The organism is Mucilaginibacter sp. PAMB04168 (genome assembly GCF_039634365.2).
GTDB lineage: Bacteria > Bacteroidota > Bacteroidia > Sphingobacteriales > Sphingobacteriaceae > Mucilaginibacter.
On sequence record NZ_CP155079.2, the window covers coordinates 842,525 to 858,938 of the forward strand.

A 16,414-nucleotide genomic window follows, 5' to 3' on the forward strand; every position below is an offset into this window, starting at 1 on the left:
TATGACCAGCGCATCCCAAAGTATTTTATTGGTTGATGATAACCCGCTGTTCCTTAAACTGCTTGCTCAGGCGTTTACCCGGGCAGGTTTCACCTGCCATACGGCAAATTCGGCACCCGAGGCGTTAAGCATGCTAAAAGCCCAGGTTCCGGATATTATCCTGTCTGACTATGAAATGCCCGAAATGAACGGGTTGGAGTTCAGGCAACACCTGCTTGATGATGCCCATTTAAAGGATATTCCCTTTGTGTTTCTTACCGCGTTTGACGATCAGCAGATTATGTACAGCGGGCTCGATTTGCGCGCTATTGATTATGTTATAAAGGATACGCCTGTTGATGTTATTATAGCCAAGATAAACAACCTATTGCACACGGTGAATATGCAAAGGCAACTGTCTGAACTGGAAATCAGGAAAACAGTAGCTGCACTCAATATTAAGGCAGTACCACAAAAGCTGCCTAAAATTAACGGCTTTGATATTGACCTATGGCACCAGGACTTTCAGGACATACCCGGCGGCGACTTTATAGACTTTATTGAGGCCGATGACCGCTACCTGTTCATCATACTGGGGGATATTATGGGCAAAAAGTGGAAGGCTTGGTTTTACACCTTCACCTATTTGAGCTATATACGTGCAGCGATCCGCTTTGGTGTATCAGATAACCAATACTCGGGCGCTGCTATGCTGCAAAAAATAAACGAGGTAATTTATCATGACGAGGGCCTGCGCGATATACTTTGCAGTTTATCGTTAATATGCTTGGATAAGCAAACCGGCCAGTTAAGTTATACTGGAGCAGGCGATTTACCGCTACTGCATTACCATAGCTTAACACAGGAAATCAGACCCATAGAATCGACAGGGTTGTTACTTGGCATGCTGCCCGACGGGAATTACACCGGGCAACCGATAACACTGGCCGAAGGCGACCAGCTTTTTTTGTTTACCGACGGACTGACCGACTTTGTTGCAGACGGCGCAAAGAAGAGCGATTATCAACAATTTGCTGGCCATTTAAAACAACAGCTGGATGGTGGAGTTACCTTCACCGAATTTAAAGAAAGTTTACAAAAGCAATCATCCAAATGGGTTGATGATTGTAGTATTATATACATCTGCAAAAACTTACCACATGCTTAATGTTCTTAAAGAAGAAGCTAAATATTTATTAGTTGAGGTTAACTTAACGGAGGCAAACTTAAGCCATGCCGAACAGTTTAAAAGCGAGTTGATCAGCCTTCTCAATACAAAAAAACGCAGTATTTGGCTTGATATGGCAAAAGTGACCTATGTGGACAGCTCATTTTTGGGTGCCCTGGTAGCTGCCTTAAAACATGCAATGCCTATGCAGTGCGATGTGGTATTGTTAAGCCCGCAGCAGGACATCAGCGATCTGCTAAAACTAATCAGGCTGGATAAAGTGTTTAAAATATACGCTGGCGAACAGGATGCTGTACAGGCGATTGGATAGGGCAAACAAATGAACGAGCAACACTTTGATTTTGATAACCGGGCCGAAGGTATAAGTGCTTTCTCGCACCTGGTGCTCGATCACCTGGTAACGCAATTGGTGGAGTGCCACCACGACAGCAGTTTGTTGTTCAAAGTTAAATTTATACTGGGTGAATTGCTCAACAACGCTGTCAAACATTCGGGAACAAGTAAGTCGGTCTTTAGCCTGGAAGTTCATAAAGAGCATCTTATTATTACAAAAACCGACAATGGCCAACCATTGTCCTACTTTACCGCAATTGCTTCAAAGCCCAATGAACCGTTGCTGATTAGTTATGACAGTATACACAGCCTGTATGCCGTTTTTAAAAATGAAAAAGTAGAATTTTATAATACTGAAGTTGATAATACCGACCTCTACATTAACACGCTAAGTGAACATATGGGCTTGCTCATTATTACAAAGGCCGCCAGCGAATTTACTTATAGTTACCGGCAACCAGCCAATATTTTTACCGTAAAGCTTAATCTAGGCTGAAGCCACCCTGCTGTCGTTACCCAGCTTTTGATCAATAAGCTGCATTATATCACCATGCTTATCCAGGTCAAATTTGCGTGCGTATAAGTTGTTTGATGCTAAAAGCTTGCTTTGGTCGGCAATAGTAAGTGTTTTCGGGCTTGCGCCTCCGGCCGACCAATCAATATACCGTAGATTATTGTTCACCAGCCGCTCATAAAAAGGCGAGTTATAAAGGATGGTTTGAAATACAAATTCATCCGGCCCCCAGGTTAAGCCTATAAAGCGCCTTAATTGTGGGTTCTGTTTCCAAAAATTTAATATATAAGCCACCGCATCACCTGATGCTGTGAACCATTGCGATTGCCCTACCGGTATCAATGCGTTGGGCATACTCCGCTTAGGCAAAAGCTGATTTAAAAGTCTTTGCGCTATAAAAACTCCGGGAAATTTATAATTATTCAAGTGATACAGCTCAATACGGGGAATGGCTTCCTGCCAGTCATTACTTATGGCTCTAAAGCTCATAAAGGTTTTACCTTTATGCTGACTCAAATAATCATGAATATATTCGGGTCTTTGCAGGGGGTAGTCACAACCACTGAGCAGGTTTATAAAATCGTACTTTGTACCGGTTGCCAGTATTTCAGTAAAACCATTAATAGTGGCATCTACCATGCTGCTGGCACCCCATTTTACACTCACTCTTTTGTCTACAAAAAATACGTTTTTTAGCGTTCTTAAATAGCCGAAGGGTGCCAATGGTGTCTTTTTATCCAAATGTACATACACCACATCATCGGCATAAGTCAATCGCCTGATGAGCAGTTCCAACTGGTTGGGGTTGTTGTGAGCCAATATCAAATGCGCTATTCTCATGCCTTTATTCAATGTGGAGTTTGTGTTTCCTATATACACTTGCTATGTTATTATGTAAGTTGCCTAAAACAGGTTTACAGCGGTGCTTTTGTTTAAGCTTTTACTAATCCAATACTTAACCTGCCGGTAACCGGTTGCATATATACTGCCAATGGTAAACGGATAATACCTGCACAAAGCACGATAGCCTATCAGCGTTCCAATCAGTACCGGGAATACGGTTGCTATGGCTATGCCGTAAATACTGCCCAGCAGGTACACGCCTGCCCAGTCAAAAACTATATTAGCTACGAGCATTACCAGTACTTTATAAAAGTTCACTTTTGGATGGTGTATTACATCCAGCGTGAGTGCAAAAAAGCGGTCGGCCGGGTATAGTAAGGCAAATGTTAAAAACAGGCGGAATACGTTTGCTGCATCCGTGCCTGCATATTTGTTGCCACCTATAAGGTAAATAGGTAAATCGGCAAAAAGGCAGCCCAGTATCACAGCCGGTATCAATACAATGCTCAGTGTTCCGGTATAGCGCTTCATAATGCTTATGACCGAAAACCGGTTGTTCTGGTTGTAAGCGGCAGATAGTTCGGGCATACCGGTGGCGGCAAAACTTCGCAGCGGAATCTCAACCAGTTGCATTAGCGTTTGGCCCAGGTTATAAATGGCTACCGCCTGCTTGTTAAGAATAAAGTTGATGACAAAGGTATCAGATGTGCGGAAGAGATTGGATATTAAGGTAGTCCCCACACTAAACTTACCAAAGTGAAACATATCCTTTATGCCCTGCTGGCTGCGTTGCGTAAGGGAGCTAATGCGCGTCCATCCCATTGCAAGTGCATAAATACTGGTAAGCAGGTTGGCCCCCAGGTATATGTACAATACGGCTATTACGTTTACCTTGCCTAAAATAAACAGCAACAACACCCCTAACAGAAATGAAGCCTGGTTAACCAGCCTCACGTATAAAAGCCGGTCGAAACGTTGCTCGCCCTGCAACACGCAGGTAGCCATAAACCACGGTAGCGAAAAGATATAGTTCAAACCAAACCACCGGCAAAACATCAAAATACTCTCATCATGTATATAGGGTGTTACTAAAAATGCGGGAATATTTATGAACAGTAGCAGTGCTGTAATGATGAGGCCCAGCCACCAGGCCGAGCCGGCTACTTCGGCCATGCGTTTGGTATCGGCACCGGCGTAAAATTTAATGAAGGCCGTAGTAATAAAGCCCGACCGAAAGGTATCTACCAGAATTAAAATGGATTGAAAGAACACCCAGATACCGGCATCGTTCACAGATAAGGCATGATATATCAGCACCATGGTAACCAACCCCAAACCCGACATAATGACGTTGCCAGCCAGCGAAAGGAAGTGTTTGTTTTTAACCAGGGTGATAACTTTTAGCCACATATCTCGTACAATAACACCAAGCTATGCAAACTGAATGCCTGTAAATTCAGAAACATATAGCATATTAGCTCAATTTATGGATGTTAACGTAAATCACTTTCCAGAAGTTACCTTATTAATTACACATTATAACCGCAGTCAATCGCTGGAGCGCCTGCTAAAGACTTTTAACGACCAGCAGATGAGCTTTGGCGGTATTATAGTGTCTGATGACGGTAGTAAGCCGGAGCATCAAAAAAAATTACAGGAGCTGCAAAGTGTATACGGTTACAACTTGGTTACTACGCCTCAAAATAGGGGATTGGGCAATAACATCAACAAGGGGCAGGACGCCGTTTCTACACCTTACACGCTCTACGTACAAGAGGACTTTGAGCCCAAGCCACAATTTTTGCAGCACCTTAAAGATGCAAATAACTTTATGCAGGCAGATGCCGGGCTTGATATTGCCCGTTTTTATGCCTACTTCAGTTACCCTTATACCAAAGCCTATGGCAAGGGTTTCGCCGAAATGGTTTTTAAGCCCCAGCTGTGGGCTAATAACCACATTAAATTTTACATGTACAGCGATCACCCGCATTTGCGGCGCACCTCTTTCTTTCAAAAATTTGGGCGATATGCAGAAGGTGTTAAAGGCGATATAACGGAGTACCGCATGGCCAAATCATTTATACAGCATAAGGGCAGAGGAATTTTTTTTGAAAACTATAACGACTTGTTTTACCAGAAGAACTCAAGTGATGAGCCGAGTACCATGAACCGGGCGGGCTGGCGCGAAAGCAAGAATCCGCTGGCACTGGCTTTGCGTTATGTATACCTGCAGTTTAAACTCATGCGCTGGACTTATGATGTGTTGTATAGAAAGTAAAGAGTACCCAAGGTGTTTTTGTGGGAGCCGCAAGGTTGCACTTTGCCGTTTTAACCCAGCACGTATATAAATTTTTGCCTGCCGTTCGAAAAGGACATTTTTCAATTAAAGAATATAGAAAGTAAAATTTCATGCCAACCCAATTTCCATCCGTTACCCTTTTAGTTACGCATTATAATCGCAGCCAGTCATTAGAGCGGCTTTTACAGGCATTCCAAAAACAAGAAATTATATTTGGAGACATTGTGGTATCGGATGATGGGAGCAAGTCGGAGCAGGTTGTGCGTTTAAAAGAACTGGCGGCAAACTATAATTTCAGACTTGTTTCAGCCCCCCAAAATAACGGATTGGGTAACAATATCAACAAGGGGCAGGACGCAGTAAAAACAGCTTATACGCTATACGTTCAGGAAGACTTTGACCCCTTTGCAGGTTATGCAGTTCATTTAAGTAATGCCTTGACCATTATGGAAGAGCGGCCCGATGTGGATATAGCCCGCTTTTACGCCTACTTTAAATATCCGTATCTCAAACCTTATAAATTTGGTTTCTCCGAAATGGTGTTTAAGATATGGTACCCTGGTTACAAAAAATTTCATGTTTACAGCGATCATCCGCACTTGCGCCGCAGTACATTTTTTGAAAAGTTTGGCCGCTACGCCGAAGGGTTAAAAGGCGACCGGACCGAATTTTTGATGAATCTTTCTTTTATTAAAAAGAAGGGCAAGGCCGTATTTTATGAGGATTATCAAAAATTGTTCGATCAGGTTAACTCATCAGACGAGCCCAGCACAATGACGCGCAGTGATCTGCGCCAGAGCAATAACCCGTTAATTGTGTTAGCAAGGGCTTTGTATCGCAACGTTAAGCATACGTGGGAAGTACTTTTTTAATAGCACTGTAAATCTCAGCTACGTTGTTGGTCCAGGTATGGGTGGCGGCAAAACGCACACGTTCGCGTTGTAACGTTTCACTGTTTTCGGCCAGGGCCTGGTCAATAAGGCGTACATAATCTTCCTTGTTATCGCCCAGGTAAACATGCTCGGCAAAGGTGCTCATAGCTTCGGTGCGGGTAGCAACAGTAGGCTTGCCCATAGCTAAATATTCGTCAATTTTACGTGGGTAATTGCCAATAGTTACTTGGTTAACAATCTGCGGATTGATGCATACATCAAACGCACTGATGTAAGCCGGTAATAACTCCGGGCTTTTGGCACCCAAAAAATGAACATTTGGCATGCGGTGCAAATCGCTCTGCTGAAACTCGCCATCCTCCGGGCCTACCAGTACAATGTTCCATCCCGGGCGTTGTTTAGCCATATGCTTTATAATGTCTATATCAAGCCTGATGCTTTGCAGCGCGCCAACATAACCGATGATGGGCTTAGGAATATAAGTGATATCCAACGGTGATTGCTTTTGCTGATTGTACCCCGTGAAAGTATCCAGATCACAGCCCTGGCCTACGTAAAAGGAGTTGGGGTTGTATTGCTTGCAGTAATTAGCTAAGTAAGTAGAATTAGCTACACAAAGGTCGCTTTTAGCTATCAGTTCGGGCTCCATGGTAGTGCCGTGTAATTTCCAGTAATCAACAGCCAGCATAAAATCGCGCGAGTAGTAAATGCTTAATGCAGGTTGCAGCATTTCCTTCAGGTAAAAGCTTCTGAACATGTCATTATCGTTAAACAATACATAGTCCTTAAAACCAAGTTGCTTAATGGCCTTTTTAATACTGCGGGCAAAGCGTTTATTATTCAGCTTATTTAAAAACGTGTAAATGGTGTTGTTTTTAATCCAGTTTACCGATTCAATAATCTCATCAGGGTAATAGTTCCACAGGTTTTCCTGCAGGCGTATTAAACCGTTAACTTTGCCGTCAATTACTTCCAGTCGTTTCTTAATATTGGGTGAATCTTTATGCCTTAGCAGCGATATACGATCGAGCGGCGAGTTAACATACAACACCCGGTTATGCTTGCTTAGCTCAAGAGCTATATTTTTGCAATTGCTGCCTATCTCTACATCCCAGGGTTGCTGTCCTACAATAATAATATCCTTGTTTTTTATTAGATCGCCGCTGCTCATATGGTTTATACGGATGATGTACTAAAAGATTGTATCTGTAGCTCTTCTTTTTGTTTAGCCAGGTCTAACCGGTAGGTTACCTCTATTAAAGCTACCTCCAGGTAAAAGAACACGTTTGATGGGTATTGCACCAATGCTTCCTGCGGAAAGTTAGCAATATTATACGCAAACACAATCAGTGTCATGGCCAGGCAGTAAGTTTTTAGCTCAGGGTCCTGCATCTGGTAGTAGTTGTTAATGCCCCGCTTCAGGATGGTAAACATCATTAAACAAAACAAGAACAAGCCGATCCAGCCCTCCTCAACTGCCACGCGGATGTAACCACTATCGGGCGGAAAGCTGGCCAGGAACGAACCCGGTGCAAACTTTTTACCCCAGTCGCCCGTGGCGCCTAACCCACCGCCCATTGGGTGGGTAAGTATGTAAGGCTGTATGCGTTTTTGGTTTTGCTTACGCAGGTTATACGAGTCGTCGTTATTAGGCCTGAATGCCGTTTGAAAGCGTTGAATATTAGGGTTACCGGTAGGTATGTTAATAAGTACCAGCAAAAATATAGCTGCCACGCAAGTAAAAATAAGTACACGCTGGCTGTAATTTAAGATGGCAAATAGCAGCAACGCCGCCGGTAAAAGCACGTTAGCTCCTCGTGTGCCCGAAAATAACATAGCCGACATAAACAATGCTGAACATATGGCTAGTACCACTTTTTTCCAAAGTTTAAACTTGCCTGCTATAATACAAATGCATAGTATGGTAGGCATAACCATATTATAAGAGAACGCAACCGGATCAGAAAAAGTAGAGAACTTGCGCCAATGACCGGCAATAAACAGTAGCGAGGCAATAGCCGGATCAGAATGCAGATAGGCGTCTTCGGCTGCCGAGAAGCCAATATACTCCTGTTTATAAGCATACAAAGCGCCTATTAAGCTCATTAACAGCCAGAGCTTTAACAGCAGGCGTACATAGTTAACCGAGCGTATGCTGTATAAATGAACAAAATAGCCCAGCAGTACAATAGCTACAGTACGTATGGTATATACCCAGGCCAGGCGCGATTCGGCGAAAGGATTACCAAACTCCAGTATGTTATAGCCCAGCCATATTAATAGTACCGTAGTAATAGGGCTTTTAAAATAAACCCAGTTGTGATTATCTTCTTTTACGCGGATAATTAAGCCCAGTAACAGCAAAGCCTGAATACCATCCATCAAAGTGCCTACCGGCCCCGGCACCCCTATGCGTATGAGTACGAACAGGAAGTAAGCCATAATAAGCTGCAGAATAATACCGAATTTGGGAAAGTTGACGATGGCATGCAGCAAAGGCAGTACACCAAAGGCTATAAGCAATAGAATGCCAAAGGGCAGCCCCATTTTGGCGGTACCCAAGGCTATGATAGCCGCAGCTGCCAGTAATATAACGATACCTGTAGGGTTATTAAGCTTTTGTACCAGGAACAGCTTAGCCAGCCGCTGCCTGATACTGCCGCCCGTTTTGCTGCCTTTTATGGTTGCCTGAAAATCCGTCACCTACAAAAACAAAATTTTGATAAAGAAAAAAAAGGTACTCAAAAAAGCCACCGCTAAAGCTACAATACGGGTTATCTGGTCAATCTTGCCCTGAAGGGCCGGATCAACTTTATTATCTCTTAGCGCTTTATCGGTTGGATTTATCCTCATGGCTTAGATATTATCTGTTGTGCTCTGACTACCGCGGGTAGCAACAGAGTATTGGTTTGCCTTACGGGCCTTTAACAATGAGAGTATCTGAAAATAAATAAATTTAGGGATATTAATCAGCGATTGCCATACGCGCTTATCCGTATCAGATTTAGCCAGAGCAGTGTAAAAGCCCAATACAAATAGCAAAAAGCCCAACATCCACACAGCTACAGCTGCCCAACTAATAAAAATGTTGATGAACATGCAAAACAAAGCCAGTATCAAAAATATAAATAGCGGTGGCCTCAACAGTATCAACCCAAATATGAACTGATTTAAACTAAAGTTTTTAACCGACTTTAACAGTAACGTAAAGCCGTAACCAAAGTATTTAAACCAAGTGTTTATCCAGCGGGCGCGCTGCTTAACTAACTGGTCCGAGTGGGTGGTCTTTTCATCCCAAACAATGGCTTTTCCGGTAAATGCAATGCGCTTGTTTCGGCTTAGTATGGCGGCCTGCAGTACCTTGTCAAATCCGGCACCGCTTACATCGCGATTTTCAAGGCTTTCGCGGTAAAGCTGTGTGGTAAATGCCATGCCCGATCCGGCCAGTGTAGCCGATGAACCTACCTGAAACAAAATCTTACCATCATAAAAATGATAATATATATCGCGGGCTGCATCCAGGCAGGCGTAGGTAGTGTCGAGGTTTTTGGCCTCTCGTACACCCTGTACCGCCTCAAAGCCCTGGTTAAACATTTTGTTCAGTTCGTTTAAATATTCGGGCTCTACCAGGTTGTCGCTATCAATAATGGTTAACCTGTCGTGTTGGCGTTTAAAGCGGTTAATGGCATAGAAGTGGGAGCGAACGTTGCCCGCCAGTGTTTCTTCGGGGCGCAGTATAACTACACGCTCATCTTCAAAATGAAGTGTGCTGATATCGCACTTATCGGCCACAACATAAATTAAATAATTGCTGTAATTAAGTTTTAGTAAAGAAGCCACCACGTCGGGTATGGCAGTTACCCACTCATAAGCGGTTACAATAATGGCGTAGTCTGCCTCGGCAGGGGATGAGAGCAACACCTGAGGCTTTCTTTTAAGGCTATAGAAAAGGTACAGTACTATTGGCAACACCAAGTTATACCCAATCAGTACCTGAAATATTATCCATAACGTATTTATTACGGCCATGTAAGTAGTTTTAACGAGTTAAATGTTAGGCTTGCTGTTCGGCAGGTACCTGTCCTTTATCTACTTCATTTAACACCCAGCCTATAAATTGGTTAGGCAGGCTTTGTAAATAGTTTATGTGCAGTTTTTTATGCTCCTTTAAAGTTTGACCGGCTTTTAAAATGGTAACTACTTTATCGGCCACGCTAATCCACTCTTTTGATTTGTTGAGCGTGTTTAGTGCCGAAGCTTCGATGATGATAATATCGAAATTTGATTTTAATAAAGATAGCTTTTCTCCAATTATAGCGGAAGAAGCAATTTGTAACAGCGAAATATCATTGCCTTTGTTGCCCAAGGTACTAATTTTTGAGGTAGATGCCAATTCATTAATGGGCAAATTGCCAGTTAGGTAGTCTTCTATAAACGTTTTGGCTTTCACGGCTGCTGTAATATCAGGTCGGGTAAAGTCGCCGTCAATCAACAATACTCTTTTGTTTACCAGCGCATAGGCATAAGCAAGGTTTAGGGCTAAAAAGGTTTTACCCTCATCTTGCGCAATGCTGTTCACCAGCAACACCTTATTGCCTTTCAGTTCATTATCAATCTCAAAACGAATTGATTGCAACAGGTTTTTAAACCTCCGGTGTTCATCATTACTCTGAGTATCGTTCCATATCTGGCGCAGGTCGAACGTAGATCCGCTAAGTTTGTGCAGGTAACCCAGTACAGGTGTTTTGGTGATGTTGGCCAGTTCGCGCGGATTTTTTACGGAGTTATCCAGGTAAAACAACACAAACAATATCAGCACACAAAACAGCACACTGATAACCCCACTAATAATAACCAGCAGCATTTTTTTTGATGGCTGTGCTGCACCCGGCATGGCGGTTTCAATTTGCCTTAAATTGACCGAAAAGTTAGACTCTAAACTGGTTTGATTGTATTTTTCGAGTACGTCCATGTACTCATCACGTGCAATTTGTATGGCGCTTTCGTCAGACTGTACTACTGCTTCATGCGGTACCAGTCGGGTAAGGCGGTTGTTTAACCTTATCAGTTCGCGCTCAATTGAACCAGCGCTGCTTTTGGCCAGATCATACTGGATTTGCATGGTTAGCTTTTGCGCAATGAGGCTTTGCTTGTTTACCATAGGGTTAACAATGTACTTGTCTGACGCCCGGCTGATCTGGCTGCTCATTAACCTGGTTAGCGAGTCAATACGTTCTTGGTATTCGGGTTTAAAACCACTTTGTACATACTCATTGTTAACGGTCTCCAGTTGGGTACGTGTCCTCATCAACTGCTGGTTAATGCGCACCATTGAGCTTTCCAGGTAACGGCGATCGGCAGGGTCAAACTGGTTATCAATCTCATTGATAGCCGCTTTGTAGGCAATCGCATCTTTTTCAGACTGCTCACGCCGGGTCTCAAAATCAGATATTTGTCCGTACAAAGATTTGGCCTGCTCGCTCAGGTTCAATACCCGATTCTTAATTTTATAATCTTTTAAGCGGTCTAACCTCCGTTGTAAAGTATCTCCTTTAGCCTGAAGTAGATCACTGTAAAAGTTTACGGCTTTGCGCTGATTTTCCTTTACCAGCAACGTATAGTAAGCAATAAACTCCTGGCATAAATTATTAACCACCAGTGCCGACATGTTGGGATCTTCTGACTCAAATTGTACAAACAAAAAATCACTGTTGCCATCGCGGTAAACGGTTAGTTTGTTAAGTAACGACTGGTCGTCATACCGCATGGAGGCCATCAGATCATGCAACCCGCGCTGGTCGGGGTCAAATAGCGATAGCGGCTGCCGCAGGTTATAAAATTTTTTGTAAACAGCTATGGCATGTGCTTTTGCCGATGCATTGAGTGTTAGAAATAACTTGCTGGGTTTACGAAAAGGCGTTGACGAAGACAATTCATGAATCATGAGCTGGTAACCCACCTGATCCAGCATCTTTTTGGAGCGTATCATGGCTATCAGGTTGCTGAACTCCTGGCTCACCTGCTGGTCTTGCAGCACAGCGGCCGCTGTGTTAATGCTTTTTTGTGTCTGGTCTACAATACCGGTAGCAATTTGTCCGCTGGATAAATAGGTATCGGGCTGGTTACGAACCAAAAAGTAGGTAATGATTACCGTTACTAACGGTACTAAAACCAGTGTAAGTTTATGACGGAGTAATACCTTTAGGAAACTACTTAAATCCATTATTTAATATTTTCTAATTTTTCGCCCAGCAGTTCCTCAAGGTCGGCCTTTGCCATAAACAGATCAGCTTCAGCAGTAATTTTGCTTTGATTTTGTTGCGTAAGCGCAAGGCGGGCTTTGTTGTAAGTATCAAGTGTTTCTTCGCCTTTCTCAAATTTGTATTTAACGTCCTTCATTACATTCTCGGCATCAATAGATGCCTGCGACTGCAGCTTCAATGCAGCCACCCGTTGTATATATTGATAGTAGCGTTTTTTTACCTGGGTACTTAAGGTTATCAGGTATTCTTGTATGTCGTTATTGGCAATGGCCAATTCCTGCTTGGCTTGCTTAACCGCATAGGGCTTTTGCAGATAGGAGCCTAAGTTAAAAAACAAGCCAAATTGCGTACCCTTAAATAAGCTGGTTTGGTTGTTGGTATTTGCTGTGCCCGTTGTGCCGCCAGTGGTAGTTGTAGGCGCCAATGTATTTAAATTGAAGGTAGTATTGGGCTGATAAACGTATGAAAATGTTAATGCATCGAGGTAGGAGAGCTTGGAACGGCTCACATTCGTTTGTGCAACGGTTATACGGTTATCTAATGATTTTAAGTGCGGATAGTTGGCTTTGGCGGTGTTAATCAGCTTTTCAAGGTAGGGTTCTGATATTTCATTTACCAACGAATTTTGGGCCATTAAGCTAACCGGAGCGGCAAAAGAAGTAAAAGCTAAAATAATAACAAGGGTAAGTAATCTGTTCATCAAATTCTTGTGTGCTGGCAAGGTATTATGGTTAGCCTTAAAATGGGTTAAAGTACTTAAAATACCTTTATACGTCAATATAGTTAAGTCGGTTTATTTTAATCAAAAATAATTTAAAAGGTGCTTAAAGTGAGGTTGTTAAAGTTTTAAAACGCATTGAGCTTTTCAATTACAGCATTAATTTGATCCTCAGTATGGCAGTAGGAGCAGGGCAGGCTTAGTGTAGTTGCATGTATCTCGTCCGCTATAATAAAGTTCTGTTCCGGCATTAACGGCTGCAATGCTTTTTGCCTATGCGGCGGTACCGGATAATGTATTTCGGTACCAATGCCTTGCTGTAACAAAAAGGCCTTCAGCTTATCGCGCTGCGGATGCCTTATGTTGAAAATGTGGTAAACATCCTTATAACCTTCCTCAACAACCGGCAAAATGTAGTCACTTTTTAGCTGGTTAAGGTATAGTCCGGCAAGCTTGCGTTTATGTGCGTTAATATCATCAAGCGCCTGTAACTTAACGCTTAGGAAAGCTGCCTGCAATTCATCCAGCCTTGAATTAGTGCCTATTCGTTCGTTGTAATATTTCTTATCAGATCCGTAATTGCGCAGCTGTTTTATAATGCCGCCCAGGTTTTCATCGTTTGTAGTAACCGCGCCGGCGTCGCCCAAAGCGCCCAGGTTTTTGGTAGGATAAAAGCTGAATGCTCCAAACTCGCCAAAAGTGCCTGCTTTTTTGCCTTTATAAGTGGCACCGTGTGCCTGTGCACAATCTTCTATCAATATGAGTTGGTGCTTGTTTTTGATAGCCATAATGGCGTCCATATCACAACATTTTCCGTACAGGTGTACTACCATTATAGCCCGGGTACGTGGCGTAATAGCTTGCTCAATTAATAGCGGGTTAATGTTATAAGTGTGGATGTTTGGCTCAACCAAAACCGGTGTAAGGTTATTGTTCAGTATAGCGAGGATAGTAGCTATATAAGTATTTGACGGCACTATGACCTCGCTGCCTGGCTCGAAATTGTAAGCTTTAAGCGCCAGGGTAAGTGCATCCAGCCCATTAGCCAGGCCCACACAATAAGAGGATGTATTCCATTCTGCAAACTGCTGTTCAAAATTGCTTACCGATTTGCCTAAGATGTACCAGCCCGAGTTTAAAAATTCATTAAACTGTTGCTTAAAACGCGCTGTAAAAGGTTTGTTCAGTTCCAGCAGGTTTTCATACGCTATCATGCCGTTTCAGGATAAGGGTCGAAAATGTAGTCGCTTGCATCAAACGAGGTGGAGGCCAGTACCAGCAGTATAGCATCGGGGCTAAAATTAGTCATAATGTGCCAGTCCTGTGTTTCCAGAATCAGGCACTTTCTAGGTGCGTCCAGTTCAATATGCTCCAACGTTTTGCCATCATGGTTTATAATGGTGCAGCTGCCCTGTATGCAAATAGCAGCCTGTACGGTTTTATGATGCCTGTGACCACCGCGGGCAGAGTTATCTACCCCGTATATATAAAATAACCTTTTTATGGGAAACGGAATGGCTTCATCCAGCACGGTAAGGTTGCCGCGCTCATCGCTAAAAGTAGGGATATTAATCAGGTAAGCCATAGGTGCTGGTAGATGGTGTTAATTTAATGTGCTTGTCAAATGCATCTAAAAGTTCGCTGCTTTTCTCTGCGTTCACTTTGCGCGCAAATAAATCACCGGTTTGGGTCGCTTTTAAAAAATCGCCCATATCCAGCACCTTGGGATGCGCCCCTCCGGCCGACCAGTCAATGTACCGGTAGTCGTTATTGACGAGTTCGTCTTTGTACGGCGAATTCATTAAAATAGTTTGGAAAACAAATTCGTCACTTCCCCAGGTAAAGAGGAAAAAACGCTCCAATTGGGGATTGGATTCCACAAAATTCACCACATGCATAGCCCGTTTCGGGTTTAGCATCCAAAACATAGCCTTGCCATAAGGGTCTAAGTTTTGCGGCATTTTACGTTTAGGTGTAAAAAGGTTAACCAGCCACTCAATACGGTGCCGGCCTTTAAAAGTAAAGTTGGTGAAATGGTATTTGGTGATGCGCGGCTGTGCCTCAATCCACTCCCGGTCTATACTTTGGTACTCAATAAACTGTTTGCCTTTGTTTTGCTCAAAAAAACTGAGCATGTCCTCCGCAGATTTAAGTGGATAGTCTTGCCCGCTCATAAAGTTAATATACTCATATTGAGTACCAGAGGCCACTATTTCTCTAATACACTTAAAGGTTGCCTTAATAGTATTGTAGCCAGCCCACCGCACGTCCTCGCGGTCTTTTATAAAATAAACATTAGGGTATTGCTGCAAATACAAATACGGCTCAATACTGTACTTTTTATCTACATGTATATAAAAATCAAACTGCGGATGAGTGATCGCTTTGATGAGCCTCTCTGTTAACTGTGGGTTGGTATAGGTAAGTATTAAATGCGCTATTTTCATGAATGCGGTTTCGGCTACAAGTTAAAGCAACGGTCAAATATGGGTGTTTTAAGACAATACCGTGCCATATTTAATAGTCTGCAGATTAATGCCGGTTGCTTAATAGGCAATGTGTGTGGATATATACGTAAGGAGGCGCATTTAGGTATGCTTAATTTTATTTGTTTCGCTAAATTGTTACATTCGCTACGGTTACAAATACGCTGAATGAAAAAACGTCCGCCGCATATTGCTGTTGCTATTGATTGTATTGTTTTTGGTTTCGACGGAGCAGATTTAAAACTGTTGCTGATTCAACGAGGCTTTAACCCCGAAATGCACAAATGGAGCCTCATGGGTGGCTATGTAGAAGAAGATGAAAGTGCAGACGATGCATCCAGCCGTATTTTGCATAAACTTACCGGTTTGCAGGGCGTTTATTTGGAACAGTTGCACACCTTTGGCGCAGTAAACCGCGATACGAACGAGCGGACCATTAGTATCACTTACTTTGCATTGATTGACATTGCCCGGTATGAAAAGCAATTAAGTCCGGATTATCATGCTGAATGGTTCCCGATAAAAAATGTGCCGAAGCTGATTTTTGACCATGATGAAATGGTGAACCTGGCCAAAAAACGTTTGCAATATAAAGCCGCTCTGCATCCCATCGTATTTGAGCTGCTGCCCGAGAAATTTACCCTGCCGCAGATACAGGCCATGTACGATGCCATTTACGAGGTGAATTTTGACAAACGTAATTTTAGCCGCAAGCTACTTTCAACCGGCTTGCTCATTAAGCTAAATGAAAAAGATAAGCTGAACTCAAAAAAAGGAGCTTTTTATTACACGCTGGATAAAGCACGATACAAGGAAAATCTATATAAAATTTTTAGCCTCATTATTACACCCGATCACCTTCAATTTTTCTGATAAAATTTTTTTGCAGTGATAGTT

17 protein-coding genes are annotated in these 16,414 nt (G+C 42.8%); 6 read left to right on the forward strand and 11 right to left on the reverse strand.

Annotation, left to right across the window (positions count from 1 at the left end; translation table 11 throughout):
* Nucleotide 1: 1 nt before the first annotated feature.
* Genes ABDD94_RS03625 through ABDD94_RS03635 form a run of 3 tightly spaced genes read left to right on the forward strand, consistent with a single transcriptional unit; the run spans nucleotide 2 to nucleotide 1,997 of the window.
* Nucleotides 2–1,147 (forward strand): fused response regulator/phosphatase, encoded by a 1,146-nt coding sequence (locus ABDD94_RS03625; RefSeq protein WP_345954725.1) that lies wholly within the window; start codon nucleotides 2–4, stop codon nucleotides 1,145–1,147.
* A complete protein-coding gene (locus ABDD94_RS03630) occupies nucleotides 1,140–1,478 on the forward strand; it encodes an STAS domain-containing protein (RefSeq protein WP_345954726.1) in 339 nt (112 codons plus the stop codon). Before ABDD94_RS03625 ends, ABDD94_RS03630 begins: the two co-directional genes overlap by 8 nt.
* 9 nt (nucleotides 1,479–1,487) lie before the next feature.
* The gene (locus ABDD94_RS03635; RefSeq protein ID WP_345954727.1) at nucleotides 1,488–1,997 is read left to right on the forward strand and encodes a hypothetical protein; all 510 of its coding nucleotides are present in this window, start codon (nucleotides 1,488–1,490) and stop codon (nucleotides 1,995–1,997) included.
* Here the strand turns inward: ABDD94_RS03635 and ABDD94_RS03640 are convergent.
* Together ABDD94_RS03640 and ABDD94_RS03645 are read right to left on the reverse strand one after the other, a co-directional pair.
* Nucleotides 1,989–2,855: a beta-1,6-N-acetylglucosaminyltransferase gene (locus ABDD94_RS03640; protein WP_345954728.1), complete on the reverse strand. Its 867-nt coding sequence runs from the start codon at nucleotides 2,853–2,855 to the stop codon at nucleotides 1,989–1,991. The genes ABDD94_RS03635 and ABDD94_RS03640 overlap by 9 nt on opposite strands.
* A gap of 63 nt (nucleotides 2,856–2,918) precedes the next feature.
* Complete coding sequence (locus ABDD94_RS03645) at nucleotides 2,919–4,268, reverse strand: oligosaccharide flippase family protein (protein ID WP_345954729.1); 1,350 nt, start codon at nucleotides 4,266–4,268, stop codon at nucleotides 2,919–2,921.
* Between the two features lie 76 nt (nucleotides 4,269–4,344).
* On the opposite strand from ABDD94_RS03645, the gene ABDD94_RS03650 reads away from it, so the two are divergent.
* Together ABDD94_RS03650 and ABDD94_RS03655 are read left to right on the forward strand one after the other, a co-directional pair.
* On the forward strand, nucleotides 4,345–5,136 hold the full coding sequence (locus tag ABDD94_RS03650; protein ID WP_345954730.1) for a glycosyltransferase: 792 nt from the start codon (nucleotides 4,345–4,347) through the stop codon (nucleotides 5,134–5,136).
* A 131-nt stretch (nucleotides 5,137–5,267) separates the two neighbouring features.
* Nucleotides 5,268–6,029, forward strand: coding sequence for a glycosyltransferase (locus ABDD94_RS03655; protein WP_345954731.1), 762 nt, complete (start codon nucleotides 5,268–5,270; stop codon nucleotides 6,027–6,029).
* On the opposite strand, the gene ABDD94_RS03660 is transcribed toward ABDD94_RS03655, so the two are convergent.
* From ABDD94_RS03660 to ABDD94_RS03700, 9 genes are all read right to left on the reverse strand, one after another.
* Entirely contained in the window at nucleotides 6,001–7,221 is a 1,221-nt protein-coding gene (locus ABDD94_RS03660) for a glycosyltransferase (protein WP_345954732.1), read from the reverse strand. The genes ABDD94_RS03655 and ABDD94_RS03660 overlap by 29 nt on opposite strands.
* Nucleotides 7,222–7,226: 5 nt before the next feature.
* A complete protein-coding gene (locus tag ABDD94_RS03665; protein WP_345954733.1) occupies nucleotides 7,227–8,753 on the reverse strand; it encodes an O-antigen ligase family protein in 1,527 nt (508 codons plus the stop codon).
* Entirely contained in the window at nucleotides 8,754–8,903 is a 150-nt protein-coding gene (locus tag ABDD94_RS03670; RefSeq protein ID WP_345949068.1) for a hypothetical protein, read from the reverse strand. It abuts the gene before it with no gap.
* 3 nt (nucleotides 8,904–8,906) lie between these two features.
* Complete coding sequence (locus ABDD94_RS03675; RefSeq protein WP_345954734.1) at nucleotides 8,907–10,079, reverse strand: glycosyltransferase; 1,173 nt, start codon at nucleotides 10,077–10,079, stop codon at nucleotides 8,907–8,909.
* 25 nt (nucleotides 10,080–10,104) lie between these two features.
* On the reverse strand, nucleotides 10,105–12,273 hold the full coding sequence (locus ABDD94_RS03680; protein ID WP_345954735.1) for a Wzz/FepE/Etk N-terminal domain-containing protein: 2,169 nt from the start codon (nucleotides 12,271–12,273) through the stop codon (nucleotides 10,105–10,107).
* Nucleotides 12,273–13,013: a TolC family protein gene (locus tag ABDD94_RS03685; protein ID WP_345954736.1), complete on the reverse strand. Its 741-nt coding sequence runs from the start codon at nucleotides 13,011–13,013 to the stop codon at nucleotides 12,273–12,275. The genes ABDD94_RS03680 and ABDD94_RS03685 overlap by 1 nt, the downstream gene beginning before the upstream one ends.
* Before the next feature lie 146 nt (nucleotides 13,014–13,159).
* Nucleotides 13,160–14,245, reverse strand: a complete 1,086-nt coding sequence (locus tag ABDD94_RS03690) for a DegT/DnrJ/EryC1/StrS family aminotransferase (protein ID WP_345954737.1) — start codon at nucleotides 14,243–14,245, stop codon at nucleotides 13,160–13,162.
* The gene (locus ABDD94_RS03695; RefSeq protein ID WP_345949063.1) at nucleotides 14,242–14,616 is read right to left on the reverse strand and encodes an FdtA/QdtA family cupin domain-containing protein; all 375 of its coding nucleotides are present in this window, start codon (nucleotides 14,614–14,616) and stop codon (nucleotides 14,242–14,244) included. The genes ABDD94_RS03690 and ABDD94_RS03695 overlap by 4 nt, the downstream gene beginning before the upstream one ends.
* Complete coding sequence (locus tag ABDD94_RS03700) at nucleotides 14,600–15,478, reverse strand: beta-1,6-N-acetylglucosaminyltransferase (protein ID WP_345954738.1); 879 nt, start codon at nucleotides 15,476–15,478, stop codon at nucleotides 14,600–14,602. Before ABDD94_RS03700 ends, ABDD94_RS03695 begins: the two co-directional genes overlap by 17 nt.
* Before the next feature lie 207 nt (nucleotides 15,479–15,685).
* Between ABDD94_RS03700 and ABDD94_RS03705 the strand changes: the two genes are divergently transcribed.
* Nucleotides 15,686–16,390, forward strand: a complete 705-nt coding sequence (locus tag ABDD94_RS03705; protein WP_345949061.1) for an NUDIX domain-containing protein — start codon at nucleotides 15,686–15,688, stop codon at nucleotides 16,388–16,390.
* Nucleotides 16,391–16,414 lie beyond the last annotated feature (24 nt).